This is a genomic window from Knoellia pratensis, assembly GCF_042666395.1.
GTDB classification, from domain to species: Bacteria; Actinomycetota; Actinomycetes; order Actinomycetales; family Dermatophilaceae; genus Knoellia; species Knoellia pratensis.
Map to the genome: position 1 here is coordinate 1,110,360 of NZ_JBHTDJ010000003.1, position 16,512 is coordinate 1,126,871.

16 protein-coding genes are annotated in these 16,512 nt (G+C 68.4%); 9 read left to right on the forward strand and 7 right to left on the reverse strand.

The window, feature by feature from the left end; genetic code table 11:
* Nucleotides 1-149 precede the first annotated feature (149 nt).
* Entirely contained in the window at nt 150-896 is a 747-nt protein-coding gene (gene dapB / locus ACFQRE_RS15165; protein ID WP_380123824.1) for a 4-hydroxy-tetrahydrodipicolinate reductase, read from the forward strand.
* Nucleotides 897-898: 2 nt separating this feature from the next.
* On the opposite strand, the gene ACFQRE_RS15170 is transcribed toward dapB, so the two are convergent.
* The 4 genes from ACFQRE_RS15170 to ACFQRE_RS15185 are packed head-to-tail and all read right to left on the reverse strand — an operon-like array spanning nt 899 to nt 3,322.
* Nucleotides 899-1,213, reverse strand: coding sequence for an AzlD domain-containing protein (locus ACFQRE_RS15170; protein WP_380123827.1), 315 nt, complete (start codon nt 1,211-1,213; stop codon nt 899-901).
* Nucleotides 1,210-1,977, reverse strand: a complete 768-nt coding sequence (locus tag ACFQRE_RS15175; protein ID WP_380124290.1) for an AzlC family ABC transporter permease — start codon at nt 1,975-1,977, stop codon at nt 1,210-1,212. Before ACFQRE_RS15175 ends, ACFQRE_RS15170 begins: the two co-directional genes overlap by 4 nt.
* Nucleotides 1,978-1,979: 2 nt before the next feature.
* Complete coding sequence (locus ACFQRE_RS15180; RefSeq protein ID WP_380123829.1) at nt 1,980-2,597, reverse strand: GNAT family N-acetyltransferase; 618 nt, start codon at nt 2,595-2,597, stop codon at nt 1,980-1,982.
* Complete coding sequence (locus ACFQRE_RS15185; protein WP_380123831.1) at nt 2,594-3,322, reverse strand: enoyl-CoA hydratase-related protein; 729 nt, start codon at nt 3,320-3,322, stop codon at nt 2,594-2,596. Before ACFQRE_RS15185 ends, ACFQRE_RS15180 begins: the two co-directional genes overlap by 4 nt.
* 33 nt (nt 3,323-3,355) lie before the next feature.
* On the opposite strand from ACFQRE_RS15185, the gene ACFQRE_RS15190 reads away from it, so the two are divergent.
* Nucleotides 3,356-4,177, forward strand: a complete 822-nt coding sequence (locus ACFQRE_RS15190; protein ID WP_380123833.1) for an FAD-binding oxidoreductase — start codon at nt 3,356-3,358, stop codon at nt 4,175-4,177.
* Here the strand turns inward: ACFQRE_RS15190 and ACFQRE_RS15195 are convergent.
* A complete protein-coding gene (locus tag ACFQRE_RS15195; protein ID WP_380123836.1) occupies nt 4,114-4,629 on the reverse strand; it encodes a dihydrofolate reductase in 516 nt (171 codons plus the stop codon). The genes ACFQRE_RS15190 and ACFQRE_RS15195 overlap by 64 nt on opposite strands.
* Nucleotides 4,630-4,728: 99 nt before the next feature.
* Complete coding sequence (locus ACFQRE_RS15200) at nt 4,729-5,520, reverse strand: thymidylate synthase (protein WP_380123838.1); 792 nt, start codon at nt 5,518-5,520, stop codon at nt 4,729-4,731.
* 71 nt (nt 5,521-5,591) lie between these two features.
* Here ACFQRE_RS15200 and dapA point away from each other — a divergent pair, with 71 nt between their 5' ends.
* From dapA to ACFQRE_RS15230, 6 genes are all read left to right on the forward strand, one after another.
* Nucleotides 5,592-6,479 (forward strand): 4-hydroxy-tetrahydrodipicolinate synthase, encoded by an 888-nt coding sequence (gene dapA, locus ACFQRE_RS15205; protein WP_380123840.1) that lies wholly within the window; start codon nt 5,592-5,594, stop codon nt 6,477-6,479.
* Nucleotides 6,476-8,161 carry a ribonuclease J gene (locus ACFQRE_RS15210; protein ID WP_380123843.1) on the forward strand — a complete coding sequence of 562 codons (1,686 nt, stop codon included), beginning with the start codon at nt 6,476-6,478 and terminating at the stop codon, nt 8,159-8,161. The genes dapA and ACFQRE_RS15210 overlap by 4 nt, the downstream gene beginning before the upstream one ends.
* Nucleotides 8,162-8,245: 84 nt before the next feature.
* Nucleotides 8,246-9,043: a hypothetical protein gene (locus ACFQRE_RS15215; RefSeq protein ID WP_380123845.1), complete on the forward strand. Its 798-nt coding sequence runs from the start codon at nt 8,246-8,248 to the stop codon at nt 9,041-9,043.
* Nucleotides 9,043-10,908 carry a fumarate reductase/succinate dehydrogenase flavoprotein subunit gene (locus tag ACFQRE_RS15220; RefSeq protein ID WP_449274550.1) on the forward strand — a complete coding sequence of 622 codons (1,866 nt, stop codon included), beginning with the start codon at nt 9,043-9,045 and terminating at the stop codon, nt 10,906-10,908. The genes ACFQRE_RS15215 and ACFQRE_RS15220 overlap by 1 nt, the downstream gene beginning before the upstream one ends.
* Nucleotides 10,909-10,984: 76 nt before the next feature.
* On the forward strand, nt 10,985-11,761 hold the full coding sequence (locus ACFQRE_RS15225; protein WP_380123848.1) for a succinate dehydrogenase/fumarate reductase iron-sulfur subunit: 777 nt from the start codon (nt 10,985-10,987) through the stop codon (nt 11,759-11,761).
* A gap of 143 nt (nt 11,762-11,904) precedes the next feature.
* Nucleotides 11,905-14,679 carry an FtsK/SpoIIIE family DNA translocase gene (locus tag ACFQRE_RS15230; RefSeq protein ID WP_380123851.1) on the forward strand — a complete coding sequence of 925 codons (2,775 nt, stop codon included), beginning with the start codon at nt 11,905-11,907 and terminating at the stop codon, nt 14,677-14,679.
* 4 nt (nt 14,680-14,683) lie between these two features.
* On the opposite strand, the gene ACFQRE_RS15235 is transcribed toward ACFQRE_RS15230, so the two are convergent.
* Nucleotides 14,684-15,748, reverse strand: coding sequence for a MauE/DoxX family redox-associated membrane protein (locus ACFQRE_RS15235; protein ID WP_380123854.1), 1,065 nt, complete (start codon nt 15,746-15,748; stop codon nt 14,684-14,686).
* A 54-nt stretch (nt 15,749-15,802) separates the two neighbouring features.
* Here ACFQRE_RS15235 and ACFQRE_RS15240 point away from each other — a divergent pair, with 54 nt between their 5' ends.
* Complete coding sequence (locus ACFQRE_RS15240) at nt 15,803-16,510, forward strand: ion channel (RefSeq protein ID WP_380123856.1); 708 nt, start codon at nt 15,803-15,805, stop codon at nt 16,508-16,510.
* Nucleotides 16,511-16,512: the final 2 nt, after the last annotated feature.

The following is a 16,512-nucleotide window of genomic DNA, read 5'->3' on the forward strand; positions in this document are numbered from 1 at the left end:
GCGGTGGTGGCGACATCGGGGGCACAGGCCTCCGATGGTCGTTCACCTTCTGTTCACCCAAAGATAGCAGAAAAGTGAACAGAAGGTGAACGACTCGCACAGTCGGCTCGACTGCTCGGCCCCCTGAGAGGCACCACTAGAGTTCAGGCGTGAGTGTCACCAAGGTCTCGGTCATCGGCGCATCCGGACGCATGGGTTCGGAGGTGTGCCGGGCAGTCGAGGCGGCGAACGACCTCGAGCTCGTGGGTCGCTTCGACATGGGAGACGACCTCGGTGACCTCGCCGGAGCGCACGTCGTCGTCGAGTTCTCCGTCCCCGACGCCTCGGCACTCAACGTCGCTCACTGCGTCGACCAGGGCGTCCACGTCGTTGTCGGCACGACGGGGTGGAGCGAGGACAAACTTGCCGACCTCGCGACCCGACTTGAGCAGCACCCCGACGTCGGAGTTCTCATCGCGCCCAACTTCGCCATCGGCGCCGTGCTCATGATGGCGTTCTCCCAGAAGGCCGCTGAGTTCTACGAGTCCGCCGAGATCATCGAACTGCACCACCCCGACAAGGTCGACGCCCCGTCTGGCACCGCCGCCCGAACTGCGGAACTCATGGGTTCAGCCCGTGAGCAGGCCGGCCTCGCCGACGTCCCCGATGCGACCACGAGCGACCCCGATGGAGCGCGCGGAGCGCGGGCACACGGCATACCCGTGCATTCGGTTCGGTTGCGCGGACTCGTCGCGCACCAGGAAGTTCTCTTCGGACAGACCGGTGAGATGCTGACGATCCGGCACGACTCGTTTGATCGGGTGTCCTTCATGCCGGGGGTCATCGCCGCCGTCCGCAAGGTCAGCGAGCACCCCGGACTGACGGTCGGGCTCGAGCACTACCTCGGCATCGCCTGAGTTCAGCCCCAACCGAACGCGCGCAACCCGGCAGCGACGGCCGCGGCCCCAATGACCACGACCAGGAAGTTCGCCCGCAGGAGCAGCAACACGATCGCCGCCCCCACAGCCGCAAGGCGAGCGTCGACGTGCAGGGAACCGCCATCTCCTCCGAAGGTCTGGATCGCCACGAGCCCGGCCAACAGCGCGACCGGGAGCAGCGTCAGCACCCGGCTGCGTTTCGGTCCCTCCACCCAGGTTCCGGGCACGAGATAGCCGGCGAGTTTGGTCGCGTAGGCGAGTCCGGACGCCAGCAGCACGATCGTCCACGAGCTCATGACGCGACCTCGGGGTCCTCGGTGGCCCGCTCGTGCCGGCCGCCGCCGCTCAGCCCGATGACCACAGCGGCGAGAACGGTGAGGATCACGGGCACGCCCACGGGAAGCAGTGGAGAGGTGAGCAGCGCGATCGCGACAGCGAGCACCATCGTCGCGGCCGCGTCGCGGCTGCGCAGTCGTGGCCAGAGCAGGGCGGTGAAGGCTGCTGCGGCGGCAGCGTCGAGGCCGTAGCGCTGGGGATCGCCGAGCGCGTTGCCCACGAGTGCGCCCGCCAGGGTCATGAGGTTCCAGAAGACGAACACGGCGATCCCGGTGACCCAGAACCCGAGCCGCCCGGCGCGCCGATCGTCCTGTCCCACGGAGACTGCGGTCGACTCGTCGATGGTGAGGTGGGCGGCCAGCAACCGCCGCCACCCGCGCACCTCGAGGATCCGCGAGGTCTGCAGCCCATAGAGCCCGTTGCGCACCCCGAGCAGCGTCGAGGTCGCGACCGCCGCCGATCCCGTACCACCGGCACCGAGGATGCCCACGAGGGCAAACTGCGACCCGCCACTGAAGAGCAGCATCGACAGGGCGACGGTCTGGAGGGTGCTCAGCCCCGAGGCGACGCCGAGCGCGCCGAAGCTGATGCCGTACGCCCCGGTCGCGATCCCGACCGAAAGTGACTGTCGCAGAACGGCTTTGCGCTTCGCGCCTTCAAGTGGGGGGTATGCCGTGTGCTCGCCTTCGGCGGGATCCTCACCTGGCGGTTTGGCCGTCGACATCGTCACGCGGGTCGCTCCGTCTCCTCGAGTTCGGTGCCCTCAGGGGCGAGGGAGGCGACGAGGCGGACCTCACGCAAGGTGTCGCCGTCGGCGGAGACGACGCGGTCGCGGAAGGCGCCGTCCGGTCCGAGCCCGGAGCCGACGAGGAACGCGCGCGTCGCCTCGTCATCGGCGAGGACCCAGATGGCCATGTCCTCGGCGCCGGCACCACGCAGGGTGTCGACGCAGGCGTTGAGCAGGCGGGAGCCGTGACCCATGCGACGGGCGCCGGGGTGCACACCGATCGCGGTGACCTCGCCGCAAGCCTGCCCGGAGTCGGGGTCCTGGCTGGGGCCGATCGCCGCGAACCCGACGACCTGCTCACCGGCCCGGGCGACAAGCAGTCGGTGCACGCCCTCGGGTGGGCTCTCGAGGGACTGGCGCCACGCCTTGGCAAAGGCGGGCGCCTCAAAAAGGCCGATGACCTCGTCAGGCAGGCGGCCGGCATACGCCTGCGTCCAGACAGCGGCCTGGACGACACCGACGGCAGGGGCGTCGGTCGGCTTGGCCGTTCGGACACTGGCATCGGCCGTGGGGCCCATTGCGTGCGCGTGGTCGGCACCGCCGTGGTCCTGGCTCATCGGCCCTGGAACTGCGGGGTGCGTCGCTCGCGGAAGGCCGAGCGACCCTCGGTGAGGTCGTCGCTCGACCAAGCCTCGGCGAAGGCGGCCTCGTAGCGCGCCACCTCCGCGTGGTTGCCGCCGTGGGCGTCGAAGCCGAGCTTGGAGCCTGCCTGGGTCATGGGGGCAAGGTCCGCAGCCCTGCCGGCCAACTCGATGGCCGCGTCCAGGTCGCCGCGGACCTGCGAGAAGCCGAGGCGCCAGGCGTCGTCGGCCGTGAGCACCGCGCCCGTGAGGACCATGTGGCGGGCGGCGCCCTCACCCCAGAAGCGCGTCACGCGCTCGAGGGTCCAGTGGTTGACCATGAGCCCGAGCTTGGCCACGGGCACCGCGAACTTGGCGTCATCGGTGACGACGCGCAGGTCGCAGGCGATGGCGAGCTGCATCCCGAGGCCCATGCACGAACCCGAGATGGCCGCGACCGTCGTGATGGGGGCCTGCGCGAGGCGTTCGAGCACGTCGGCGAGACGGTCTGTGAAGCCCACGTCCTCGAGCTCGGTCAGATCGGCACCGGCGCAGAAATGCCCGCCCTCGCCCGTGACGACGATGGCGCGCGAGGTCCCGATCGCCGCCGTGATGGCGTCGTCCAGCTCCTCGAGGGCGTCATGGTTGAGTGCGTTGCGTCGTTCCGTCCGGTCGATCGTGAGGACGGTGACCCGGTCGGAAGTACGTGAGTGAATCGCCACGCGGTTGAGCCTAACGGTGAGGCGTTTGTGAGGATGGACGGCGTGTCCCTGCTCCGCCGCCCCTCGAAGCCGCATCCGGTCTTCCGCCCCCTCGCCGTGGCCGAGGTGGATCCGGTCGCCGAGCATGCGGTCTCGATCGGGTTCGACGTGAGCGAGATGCCGGGATTCCTCGACTATCGCGCCGGCCAGTACGTCACGTTGCGGGCCCTCGTGGGTGGTGAGGACGTGCGTCAGTCCTATTCGATCTGGGTGCCGCCCAGCCGCGCTCGCCGCGAAGGCATCATCCGGGTCGCCGCTGCAGCCGTGCAGGGCGGGCGCATGTCACCGTGGCTCGCGTCAGAGGTGGCGGTCGGCGAGGTCATGGGGGTGCTGCCGCCGCTGGGGGAGTTCGTCCTCGACGAGGTTGCAGGCCCGCGGCACCACGCCGGCGTCGTCGGTGGCTCCGGGATCACGCCGGTGTTGGCCATTGCGGCCGCTGCCCTGGAACAGCACGCTGGATCGACGTTTGACCTCATCATCGCCAACCGCACCCGCGAGTCGACGGTCCTGGGGCGCGAGGTGGCCGAACTCGAAGCCACGTCGGGTGGGCGCCTGCGCGTCGAACACGTGCTGAGTCGCGAGCTGGTCGACGGCGTCCGACACGGGCGCATCGATCCGCTCATCATCCGCGCCGTGCTCGAGGATGTCGGCAGCATCGAGGGCGTCGACGACTGGTGGCTGTGCGGGCCGGAGGGGCTCATCGCCGATGTCGAGGCCTGGCTCGGTGGCTCTGGCGTCAGCGCCGAACACATTCACCGCGAGCGGTTCACCTCGACCGGACCGGTCGACCCTCGCAAGAAGCCCTCACGCTCGTAGGTCACCCAGGCGAAGCCGTCGCGCTCCTCGCGGGCAGTCTCCTGCCACTGCACCGGGTCGATCTCGGGGAAACGCACGTCACCAGCAGGTTCCTGGTCGACCTCGGTGATGAGCAGCCGGTGTGCGAACGGCATGGCCTGCGCATAGATCTCGCCGCCGCCAGCAACGAAGACCTCACCCACGGGACCTGCCACACCGAGCGCGTCGTCGAGGGAGTGGACCGTCTCGACGTCGGCGTGGTGCCAGTCCGGCTGCCGGGTGATGACGATGGTCCGGCGCCCAGGGAGGGCTCGCCCGATCGAGTCGAAGGTCTTGCGGCCCATGACCATGGCGTGCCCCATGGTCGTGCGCTTGAAGAAGGCGAAGTCCTCGGGCAGGTGCCACGGCATGTCGTTGTCCGCGCCGATGACGCCGTTGCGTCCGACCGCCGCGATGAGCGTCACCTGGGTCATGCCACTCACCCTATTGCCGGGGCAGGCAGAGCGGCAGGTATGCCGCGCACTCAGGTGCGCGGGCGGCATACCGGATCGTTGTTGTCCGAAGGACGTGGCTCAGACCGCGATCGGTGCCTTGATGCCCGGGTGCGGGTCGTAGCCGACCAGCTCGAAGTCGTCGAGGTCGAAGTCGTCGATCGCGGTCCTGGGCGCGATGCACATCGTCGGCAGGTCGCGCGGCTCACGGGTCAGCTGGAGGCGGGCCTGCTCGAGGTGGTTGGAGTAGAGGTGCGCGTCACCGAGGGTGTGAACGAACTCGCCGGGCTCGAGGTCGGTCAGCTGGGCAACCATCATCGTGAGCAATGCGTAGGAGGCGATGTTGAACGGGACGCCGAGGAACACGTCGGCGGAGCGCTGGTAGAGCTGGCAGGAGAGCTTGCCGTTGCTCACATAGAACTGGAAGAGGGCGTGGCACGGGGGCAGCGCCATGTCGTCGACGTCGGCGACGTTCCAGGCGCTGACGATGTGCCGGCGGCTGTCGGGGTTGGTGCGGATGCCCTCGATGACCTTGGCGATCTGGTCGACCTGACGGCCATCGGGGGTGGGCCAGGAGCGCCACTGGTGGCCGTAGACGGGCCCGAGGTCGCCGTTCTCGTCGGCCCACTCGTCCCAGATCGAGATGCCGCGCTCCTGGAGCCAGCCGACGTTGGTGTCCCCGCGCAGGAACCAGAGGAGCTCGCCGATGATCGACTTGAGGTGCAGCCTCTTGGTCGTGACGACCGGGAAGCCCTGCGACAGGTCGAAGCGCATCTGGTGCCCGAAGACCGAGCGCGTGCCTGTGCCCGTGCGGTCGGCCTTGTCGACGCCCTCGTCGAGGATGCGGTTGAGGAGGTCGTGGTACTGGCGCATGGCGAGAGCGTAACCGCGACCACTGACCACAGCGCAAAGCCACCCGGGTGGCAACGACTACCCTGAGGGTCATGACGACGAACCCCTTCGGCCGGGTCATCACGGCCATGGTCACCCCGATGAGACCCGACGGATCCGTGGACGAAGTGGGCCTGCGCGCCGTGGTCGAGCACCTCATCGCCAACGGTCACGACGGCATCGTCGTCAACGGCACGACGGGGGAGGCCTCGACCCTCTCGGACGACGAGAGCATCGACGTCGTCCGTCTGTCGAAGGAGATCGTGGGAGACCGGGCAGCCATCACCGCCGGCATCGGTTCCAACGACACGGCCCACAGCATCCACATGGCGGCCCGCGCCGCCGAGGTCGGAGCGGACGCGCTGCTGCTCGTCTCGCCGTACTACAACAAGCCGACCCAGGCCGGGCTCGTGGCGCACTGCCGCGCCGTGGCCGACTCCACCGAGCTGCCGGTCATGCTCTATGACATCCCCGGCCGGACCGGCGTCGAGTTCAGCACCCAGACGCTCCTCGAGCTGGCGCAGCACCCGCGCATCGCGGCGGTCAAGGACGCCAAGGCCGACCTCTGGGCATCGACCCACGTCATGGCCGCGACCGACCTGCTCTGGTTCAGCGGAGACGACGTGCTCACGTTGGCCCACCTCGCCCAGGGCGCGGTCGGCTGCGTCTCGGTCGTCGGGCACGTTGCCGGCAAGGAGTATGCCGCGATGATCGCTGCCGTCGACGCCGGCGACCTCGCCACCGCGCGCGAGATCCACCGCCGCCTCATCCCGGCCGTGGACGCGATCATGACGACCTCACAGGGCGCGATCATGGCCAAGGCCGCGCTCGTGGAGCTGGGCGTGATCGACTCCGCCTTCGTGCGACTTCCACTCGTCGAGTCGCCACCGGAGGACCTCGAGATCCTCCGCAAGGGTCTCGCGGCAGCAGGTCTGCGGTGAGTCACCCGCATCCCGAGCTCTCCCTGCCTCAGCCTCTCGTCGACGGCGTCGTGCGCATCGTTGCGCTCGGTGGCCTCGGCGAGGTCGGTCGCAACATGGCCGTCATTGAGCACAAGGGCCAGCTGCTGATCATCGACTGTGGCGTCCTCTTTCCGGACGACCACCACCCGGGCATCGACCTGATCCTCCCGGACTTCAGCTACATCGCCGACCGGCTCGACGACGTCCAGGCGATCGTCCTCACCCACGGTCACGAGGACCACATCGGTGCCGTGCCCTTCCTCCTGCGCCTCAAGCCCGACCTGCCCCTCGTGGGTTCCAACCTGACGCTCGCCCTCATCGAGGCCAAGCTCAAGGAACACCGGATCAAGCCCTACACGCTGGCAGTGAAGGAGGGTGGGCGCGAGACGTTCGGCGTCTTCGACTGCGAGTTCGTCGCCGTCAACCACTCCATCCCCGACGCACTCGCTGTCTTCGTGCGCACCTCGGGCGGCACGATCCTGCACACGGGCGACTTCAAGATGGACCAGCTGCCCCTCGACGGGCGCCTCACCGACCTGCGCGCCTTCGCGCGGCTGGGGGAGGAGGGCGTCGACCTCTTCATGACCGACTCGACCAACGCCGAGGTCCCCGGGTTCACCACGCCGGAGAAGGACATCGCCCCGGCGATCGACCGTGTCTTCCGGGACGCCCGCCGCCGGGTCATCGTCGCGTGCTTCTCCTCGCACGTGCACCGCGTCCAGCAGGTCCTCGACGCCGCCGAGAAGTCCGGCCGCAAGGTGGCGATGGTCGGCCGCTCGATGGTCCGCAACATGGGGATCGCCGCAGACCTGGGCTATCTCCACGTGCCCGACGGCATCCTCGTCGACTTCAAGAAGCTCGGGAACCTGCCCGACAACAAGGTGACGCTCATCTGCACCGGCTCGCAGGGTGAGCCCATGGCGGCCCTGTCGCGCATGGCCAACCGCGACCACCAGATCGAGGTGGGCGAGGGCGACACCGTCCTCATGGCCTCCTCGCTCATCCCCGGCAACGAGAACGCCGTCTATCGCGTCATCAACGGACTCATGCGTCTCGGCGCGGACGTCGTGCACAAGGGCAACGCCAAGGTGCACGTCTCCGGTCACGCCAGCGCCGGCGAGCTCCTCTACTGCTACAACATCGTCAAGCCCCGCAACGTCATGCCGGTCCACGGTGAGTGGCGCCACCTTCGGGCCAACGCCGACCTGGCGCTCGCGACAGGTGTTCACCCCAGGGGTGTCGTCGTCGTCGAGGACGGTGTGGTCGTGGACCTCGTCGATGGCAAGGTCCGCGTGGCCGGTGCTGTCGAGGCCGGCTATGTCTATGTCGACGGCTCGTCCGTGGGGGAGGCCGACGAGGGTCTGCTCAAGGATCGTCGCATCCTGCGTGACGAGGGCTTCATCTCGGTCATCGTCGTCATGGACTCGACGACGGGCAAGATCGTTGCCGGACCCGAGATCGCTGCGCGCGGCTTCGTCGAGGGCGACATGGTCTTCGACGACGTCATGCCGAGCCTGGTCAAGGCTCTCGACGACGCGACCGCCCAGGGCATGAACGACAGCTACCAGCTCGAGCAGGTCATGCGCCGCTCGGTCGGGGGCTGGGTCGGTCGCAAGATCCGCCGCCGCCCGATGATCATCCCGGTGGTCATCGAGACCTGAGGCCGCCGCGGGGCGGCCCGCGTGGCGCCCTTCCCTTGTGCTGGCTTTTCTACCAAGGTGTAGCCAACACAAGGAGGTGTGGCGGTGGCGACTCCGGAGCTGACCGGCGTACGAGGACCGACGCGGGCCGGGATCGAGGCGCGCACCCTTCGCGAGGATCGCTGGTGGCTGGCGCCGCTGGTGACGTTCGTGGTGTTCGCCGGTTTCGTGGTGTACGCGACGGTCCGGGCGTTCATGGGTCGGGACTACTACGCCTCGCCCTACCTGTCGCCGTTCTACTCGCCCTGTCTGGGCGACTGCGTCGACGGGGCGTCGGACTTCGGGCAGCCCTTCAAGGCCTTTCCGCTCTCCGCGGCGCTGATCATCCTGATCTTCCCGCTGGGCTTCCGCATGACCTGCTACTACTACCGCAAGGCCTACTACCGGGCGTTCTGGCTCTCTCCGCCGGCGTGCGCAGTGGCCGAGCCGCACTCGTCGTACTCCGGTGAGACGCGCTTCCCACTGATCCTGCAGAACCTCCATCGCTGGTTCTGGTATGCCGCCCTGGTGGTCGCTGCGGTCCTGAGCTTTGACGTGGTCCTGGCCTTCCGCAACGCCGAGCACGAGTGGGGCCACATGGGCCTGGGCACGCTGTTGATGTTGATCAACGTGGTCTTCATCTGGCTCTACACGCTCTCGTGCCACTCCTGCCGTCACGCGGTGGGCGGGCGGTTGCGACACTTCTCCAAGCACCCGGTGCGCTACAAGCTGTGGACCTGGGTCTCGAAGCACAACGTCCATCACGCGAAGTACGCGTGGCTCTCGCTGTTCTCGGTGGCCTTGGTGGATCTCTACATCTGGTTGCTGGCAGCCGGCGTGATCGACGACGTGAGGTTCTTCTGATGACTGACACCTCCGCGCCCGGCGAGGGCCGGCACCCCATGACGGGCAACGCCATGTCCGGCGACGCCGAGGGCGGCATGGAACGCCACACCTACGACGTCGTCGTGGTCGGAGCCGGTGGTGCCGGGCTCCGGGCAGCCATCGCTGCCCACGACTCCGGCGCCCGGGTCGCGATCATCTGCAAGTCGCTGCTCGGCAAGGCCCACACCGTGATGGCCGAGGGTGGCATCGCCGCCTCGATGGGCAACGTCTACCCCGAGGACAACTGGGAGGTGCACTTCCGCGACACCATGCGCGGCGGCAAGATGCTCAACAACTGGCGGATGGCACAGTTGCACGCCCAGGAGGCGCCCGAGCGGGTGATGGAGCTCGAGGACTGGGGGGCGCTGTTCGACCGCACCGAGGACGGGCTGATCAGCCAGCGTGACTTCGGCGGCCACAAGTACGCCCGTCTCGCCCACGTCGGTGACCGCACCGGACTCGAGATGATCCGCACCCTGCAGCAGCGTGCGGTCGCGCTGGGCATCGACGTCTTCATGGAGTGCACGGTCACCGACCTGTTCAAGGAGGACGGCAAGATCGCCGGCGCGTTCGCGTACTGGCGTGAGTCCGGCCGCTTCATCGTCTTCGACGCTCCCAGCGTCATCCTGGCGACAGGCGGCATCGGCAAGTCCTTCAAGGTGACCTCCAACTCCTGGGAGTACACCGGCGACGGCCATGCGCTCGCCATGCGGGCGGGGGCCAGCCTGATCAACATGGAGTTCGTGCAGTTCCACCCGACGGGCATGGTCTGGCCCCCGTCGGTGAAGGGCCTGCTGGTCACCGAGTCCGTCCGTGGCGACGGCGGGATCCTCAAGAACTCCGAGGGCAAGCGCTTCATGTTCGACTACATCCCGGACTTCTTCAAGGCGGAGACCGCGGACACGGTCGAGGAAGCCGATCGTTGGTACGACGACAAGAAGAACAACCGTCGGCCACCCGAACTGCTGCCGCGTGACGAGGTCGCACGCGCCATCAACTCCGAGATCAAGGCGGGCAGGGGCACTCCGCACGGCGGCATCTACCTCGACATCGCCTCTCGGCGCACGCCCGAGTTCATCCGCAAGCGCCTGCCCTCGATGTACCACCAGTTCAAGGAGCTGGCCGACGTCGACATCACCGCCGAGCCGATGGAGATCGGCCCGACCTGCCACTACGTCATGGGCGGCGTCGAGGTCGACGCCGACACCCAGCAGAGTGCCGTGACCGGGCTCTACGCCGTGGGGGAGTGCTCGGGGGGCATGCACGGCTCCAACCGCCTCGGTGGCAACTCCCTCGGTGACCTGCTCGTCTTCGGCAGGCGGGCCGGTGAGGCCGCGACGGCATACGCCCAATCGCTTCGCGACGCGCGACCCAAGGTCGATGAGGGGGACGTGAAGGCGGCCCAGACGAGCGCCTTGGCGCCGTTCGAGGTCGAGGGCGGCGAGAACCCGTACACCATCCAGTCCGACCTCCAGCAGTCCATGAACGACCTCGTCGGGATCATCCGCACGGCCACCGAGCTTGAGGAGTCGCTCAGCGAGATCGAGGGCTTCAAGGCGCGGGCGATGACGATGGTCGTCGAGGGGCATCGGCAGTACAACCCCGGCTGGCACCTCGCCCTCGACCTGCGGAACATGCTCATCGTCAGCGAGTGCATCGCCAAGGCGGCCCTCGCTCGCGAGGAGTCGCGCGGGGGTCACACCCGCGACGACTTCCCCGGGCCGAATGCCGAGTGGGGGACCAAGAACCTCGTGGTCAACCTCAACGCCGAAGGCACAGGGGTCGACCTCCACGAGAAGCCGTTGCCCGAGATGCCCGAAGAGCTGAAGGGGTACTTCGCATGAGCGAGCGCAGCGAGCGAGTCATCCAACACAGCGCGACATGTGCCTCATGCGCGCACGGAGCGAAGCGAGTACGCGCATGAGCTACACGTTGAAGCTGAAGATCTGGCGCGGGGACTCCTCCGGAGGGGAGATCAAGGACTATCCCGTCGAGGTCTCCGAGGGCGAGGTCGTGCTCGACGCGATCCACCGCGTTCAGGGCACCCAGGCCGGCGACCTCGCGGTGCGCTGGAACTGCAAGGCCGGCAAGTGCGGCTCGTGCAGCGCCGAGGTCAACGGCAGGCCCCGTCTCATGTGCATGTGTCGGCTCTCGGACTTCGAGGAGGACGAGGTCATCACGGTCACGCCGATGCGCAGCTTCCCGGTGATCCGCGACCTGGTCACCGACGTCTCGTTCAACTACGAGAAGGCCAAGGAGCTCCCGGCCTTCGCGCCCCCGGAGCGCGACGCCGACGGCAAGCGGCGCATGCAGCAGGTCGACGTGGAGCGTGGTCAGGAGTTCCGCAAGTGCATCGAGTGCTTCCTGTGCCAGAACACCTGCCACGTGGTGCGCGACCACGAGGAGAACAAGGAGGCGTTCGCTGGCCCTCGCTTCTTCCTGCGCTACGCCGAGCTCGACATGCACCCCCTTGACACCCACGATCGGCGGGCCCTCGCGCAGGAGGCGGCGGGCCTGGGCATGTGCAACATCACCAAGTGCTGCACCGAGGTGTGCCCCGAGGGCATCAAGATCACCGACAACGCGATCATCCCGCTGAAGGAACGCGTGGTGGACCGCAAGTTCGACCCACTGGTCTGGTTGGGCAGCAAGATCGGCGTCCGCAACAAGGACAACGACGGCCGCACCGAGGTCTGAAACCCCCGTCTTTGTGCCCCGCACGGACACGGTCGTCGGCCGAAGGCCTCCGCTTCCGTGTCCGTGCGGGGCACGAAGTCGGGTTGGGGCTGTTGCGCGTGTGACACGTGTGTCTGGGGTGACTTTCCCCTAGGGTGCGGAGCATGGCCTCCCGTTCGACTTCTCCTGCGCGCTCACGCCCGGCTTCCGGCCGGCCGGCGAACCGCCGCGCACCCGCCCGTCCCACGAGCCGCAAGAAGGCCCCCGCCAAGGGCGGTGCGCCCATGCCCGTCGCAGCAGTGCGCGGAGCCTGGATGGGCCTGGCTCATGCCACCGGTGGCACGGTCCGCAAGGTCTCGCACGCCGGTCAGGACCTCGAGCCCGAGCACCGTCGTGACGGAGCCGGTCTGACCCTCATCGCTCTGGCCGTCGTCGTCGCCGCTCGCGAGTGGTGGGGCCTGAACGGCATCGTCGGCGAGATCACCCACGCCGTCGTCGCCGGCACCTTCGGTCGGGTCGCGTATGCCGTCCCCATCGTTCTTCTTCTCTTCGGACTTCACCTGTGGCGCACCCCGCGTGAGCACCCCGCGACCAACCGCATGGCCATCGGCACCGCCCTGCTCGCCTTCGCCGCCACGGGCATCGTCCACGTCGCTGCCGGTATCCCCGAGCCCCCGGCAGGTGCCGAAGGCATGCGCGCCGCCGGCGGGATCATCGGGTTCCTTGCATCGAGTCCGCTCGAGGCAGCAGTGTCGATCTACGGCACCATCCCGCTCCTCATCCTCATCGGCATCTTCGGCCTGCTCGTGCTCACGGCGACGCCCGTGCACGAGATCCCGGACCGCTTCGACCAGTTGCGCGCAACGCTCCTGGGCCACCCGGCATACGCCGAGGACAGTGACGAGACGGACGGCCTGCCGGTCAAGAAGCCGCGTCGCAGCCGCGCCCAGGCCGACGAACCGCTCGTCGGCGACGAGGCCTTCGAACAGGCCGCGATCGTCGCCTACGAGGACCGCGTCGGTGGCAAGGGTCGCAAGAACCGTCCCACCGTGGACGCCACCCCTGTCCCCGAGGAGGGTGGCCCGCGTCCGGGACAAAAGCGCCCCACGGCTCCGGGCGTCCTCGCTCCGTCCGCGACCGTCAAGGCACCGCTCGAGCCCACCCGGCTCGAGGCGCCGCCGACCACGCCGTTGCCGCAGCGCGTCGAGCAGCTCTCGCTCGCCGGCGACGTGACCTACACGCTTCCCGACAACTCCGTCCTCAAGCAGGGTGCGCCGCACAAGGAGCGCTCCGAGGCCAATGACCGGGTCGTCGAGTCGCTGACCAACGTCCTGGACGAGTTCGGCATCGACGCGCAGGTCACCGGCTTCACCCGTGGACCGACGGTCACGCGCTACATCGTCGAGCTCGGCCCGGGCATCAAGGTCGAGCGCGTCACCGCGCTGTCCAAGAACATTGCGTATGCCGTCGCCTCGGCTGACGTGCGCATCCTCAGTCCCATCCCCGGCAAGTCCGCGATCGGCATCGAGATCCCGAACCCGGACAAGGAGATGGTCTGCCTCGGCGACGTCCTGCGCAGCCGGGTCGCGCGCGACAACCACCACCCGATGGTCATGGGCGTCGGCAAGGACGTCGAGGGTGGCTACGTCATCGCCAACCTCGCGAAGATGCCCCACCTGCTCGTCGCCGGCGCCACCGGCTCGGGCAAGTCGAGCTTCGTGAACTCAATGATCACCTCGATCCTCATGCGCGCGACGCCCGACGAGGTCCGCATGGTGCTCGTCGACCCCAAGCGCGTCGAGCTCACGGCCTACGAAGGCATTCCGCACCTCATCACGCCGATCATCACGAACCCCAAGAAGGCGGCCGAGGCCCTCCAGTGGGTCGTGCGCGAGATGGACCAGCGCTACGACGACCTCGCGGCCTACGGCTACAAGCACGTCGACGACTTCAACAAGGCGGTGAAGTCCGGCAAGGTCCAGCCGCTGCCGGGCTCGAAGCGGGTCATCCAGCCCTACCCGTACCTGCTCGTCGTCGTCGACGAGCTCGCCGACCTCATGATGGTTGCCCCTCGTGACGTCGAGGAGTGCATCGTCCGCATCACCCAGCTGGCCCGCGCCGCCGGCATCCACCTGGTGCTCGCCACCCAGCGTCCCTCGGTCGACGTCGTCACCGGCCTCATCAAGGCCAATGTGCCCAGCCGCATGGCGTTCGCGACGTCCTCGCTCGCCGACAGCCGCGTCGTCCTCGACCAGCCCGGTGCCGAGAAGCTCCTCGGCCAGGGTGACGCCCTGTTCCTGCCCATGGGCGCGAGCAAGCCGATGCGCGTTCAGGGTGCCTGGGTCACCGAGACCGAGATCCAGGACGCCGTCGCCCACGTCACCGGTCAGCTCAAGCCGACCTATCGCGACGACGTCGCCGTGGTCGCACCCAAGAAGAACCTCGACGACGACATCGGCGACGACCTCGACCTGCTGCTGCAGGCCACCGAGCTCGTCGTGACGACCCAGTTCGGTTCGACGTCGATGCTCCAGCGCAAGCTGCGCGTCGGCTTCGCCAAGGCCGGGCGTCTCATGGACCTGCTCGAGTCCCGTGGTGTCGTCGGACCCTCAGAGGGCTCCAAGGCGCGCGACGTGCTCGTGCGACCCGACGACCTGGAGACGACGCTCGCGCTGCTCCGCGGCGACGACATCCCGGACGAGGACCCGGCCTTCGACAACCAGGCCAGCGACGACGTGCCCCAGGCGGGCGTCCCGTCGATCGATGCGCCGCCCGTGACACCCGTGACGCCCGGGAGCGCGCCGACCCAGCAGGTCCCGACGGACCGCTACGGCCCCGACGCCGTCGCCGCGGGTCTGGCGAGTCGACCCCCGGTCGAGGCATGGGACGAGGACGAGGACGACAGCGAGGACGCGTGGGAGCTCACCGGTCACCGGTGAGCACTCACTCCTGACCGACGCCGTCCATGCAAGCCACGGCCTCAGTCAGGGCGTCGCGGACGTCCTCGACGAACTCGCGGACCTCGTCGATGCCGTGCACCGGACCCCCGGCGAGGTAGCCGTCGGCGCCGAGGAGCAGTGCGCTCGGTGAGTCCTCGAGGCCAAGACGACGCCAGGCGACCGCTGCATGGTCGACGAGCGTCCCGGGCGGGACGTTGCCCACGAAGCGCCCGGCGATCGGCACCGAGAAGACGAGGCGCAGATCGACGTGGGTGAGCTGCTCCTGCCAACCGTCGATCAGGGCGACCACTTCCGTCGTCGAGGCGCAGTAGCAGTTGACGAAGATCAGGAGCTGGGCCTGCTTGGCCGACAACTCCGGGAGGGTGACCGGACCGGACTCGGGGTCGTGGAGCAGGAGCTCCGGAGTCGGCGTGCGGACATAGTCATCGCCCTCCTCCACCTCACTCGCGTGGACATGTTGGGCGTGCACGGCGGGGTCGGCAGCCACGTCCGCAGAAGGCTCCAGCCACACGAGGGGTGACGCAACCTCGACCTTGGCGCCGAGCACGAGTGCGGTGACGGCACAGGCCACCTGTGTGAGTCCCAGCCACAGCCAGTCCGCGGTCCCTGCGCCGGACACGACCGACCAGACGGTCCGGCCCGATCCGGCCAGCGCCACCCCAGCACCAGCGGCCGCGACGAGAAGGGTGTTGCGCATGAGGGTCCGCCGCGAGATCGGCTGGTCGATCTCACCGAAGCAACCGCACGAGGGTCGGGGCGTGATCGTGAGTCCCCGGGCGATGAGGGCCCAGTAGGCAAGCATGAGGAGGAGCGCCGCAGTCGCGGCCACTTTGAACAGGGGAGACCAGGGGGAGAGGAGGCCGACGACCAGCGCGATCTCGATGCCCGGGATCGAGCGGGCCAGCCACGGGGGAAGCACCCACGCGGGGAGGTGGAGGTTGGCGATGACGGACCGGAGGGTGTCACCTTTGCCCACCTTGGTCGACGCGCTCAGACCGACGACGGCGATGAGGATGAGAGGCGCGATCACCCAGGCGGCGTGCTGCATGTCGTCATCGTAGGTCGGGACCTCACACCGTCGTGGCCGCTTAGAGTGACGGCCATGGAGACCAAGCTCTGGGACGACCTGCGTGAGCCCCCCACCCGTTCGCAGCGGTGGGCCGCAGTTCTGCGCAAGCAGCCCTCGGCGTTCCTCCTCGCCGTCCAGTTGCTCGTCATCATCCTGCTGCCGTGGCTCCAGGATCTCAGGTACGGCCGCGTCGCCCTGACTGTCCTCAGTCTGTGTGCGCTCACGGTCGCCGTCTTCACCGTGCGCAGCACCCCCGCCATGACCTGGCTCTCCGTGCTGCTGGGCCTCCCTGCCGGCGTCCTCGAGATCTGGTCCTCCATCGCGACCGACAACATCGCCATCGTCGCCCTCGCGCACGCAGCTCTGGCGCTCTTCTACTTCTACACGGCCTACGGCCTCGTCGCCTACATGTTCGAGGACGCCTGGGTGACCAAGGACGAGCTGTTCGCGGTCGGCGCTGCCTTCACCGTGCTCCTGTTCGCCTTCGCCTACCTCTTCCTCGCCATCCAGGAGGTCTGGCCGGGTTCGTTCATCGGGCACAGCGAGGCCACCCAGAAGAACTTCCTCGAGTTGCTCTTCTTCTCGGCGGCCAACCTCACAAGCGTCGGCCTGTCCGACGTCGGAGCCGTGGGAGCGCAGGCGCGGTCGGTGACGATCCTCGAGCAGCTCGGTGGCGTCATGTACATCGCCATGGTCATCTCGCGCCTCGTCGCGCTCACGGTCATGCGCAACAAGGCCTGAGT

Excerpts from the sequence above, each read along its gene's own strand:
- ACFQRE_RS15170 (WP_380123827.1), bottom strand. The coding sequence starts at position 1,213 with ATGAGCTCGTGGACGATCGTGCTGCTGGCGTCCGGACTCGCCTACGCG.
- ACFQRE_RS15175 (WP_380124290.1), bottom strand. The coding sequence starts at position 1,977 with ATGTCGACGGCCAAACCGCCAGGTGAGGATCCCGCCGAAGGCGAGCAC.
- ACFQRE_RS15180 (WP_380123829.1), bottom strand. The coding sequence starts at position 2,597 with ATGAGCCAGGACCACGGCGGTGCCGACCACGCGCACGCAATGGGCCCC.
- ACFQRE_RS15190 (WP_380123833.1), top strand. The coding sequence starts at position 3,356 with ATGGACGGCGTGTCCCTGCTCCGCCGCCCCTCGAAGCCGCATCCGGTC.
- ACFQRE_RS15195 (WP_380123836.1), bottom strand. The coding sequence starts at position 4,629 with ATGACCCAGGTGACGCTCATCGCGGCGGTCGGACGCAACGGCGTCATC.
- ACFQRE_RS15200 (WP_380123838.1), bottom strand. The coding sequence starts at position 5,520 with ATGCGCCAGTACCACGACCTCCTCAACCGCATCCTCGACGAGGGCGTC.
- dapA (WP_380123840.1), top strand. The coding sequence starts at position 5,592 with ATGACGACGAACCCCTTCGGCCGGGTCATCACGGCCATGGTCACCCCG.
- ACFQRE_RS15220 (WP_449274550.1), top strand. The coding sequence starts at position 9,043 with ATGACTGACACCTCCGCGCCCGGCGAGGGCCGGCACCCCATGACGGGC.
- ACFQRE_RS15225 (WP_380123848.1), top strand. The coding sequence starts at position 10,985 with ATGAGCTACACGTTGAAGCTGAAGATCTGGCGCGGGGACTCCTCCGGA.
- ACFQRE_RS15230 (WP_380123851.1), top strand. The coding sequence starts at position 11,905 with ATGGCCTCCCGTTCGACTTCTCCTGCGCGCTCACGCCCGGCTTCCGGC.
- ACFQRE_RS15235 (WP_380123854.1), bottom strand. The coding sequence starts at position 15,748 with ATGCAGCACGCCGCCTGGGTGATCGCGCCTCTCATCCTCATCGCCGTC.
- ACFQRE_RS15240 (WP_380123856.1), top strand. The coding sequence starts at position 15,803 with ATGGAGACCAAGCTCTGGGACGACCTGCGTGAGCCCCCCACCCGTTCG.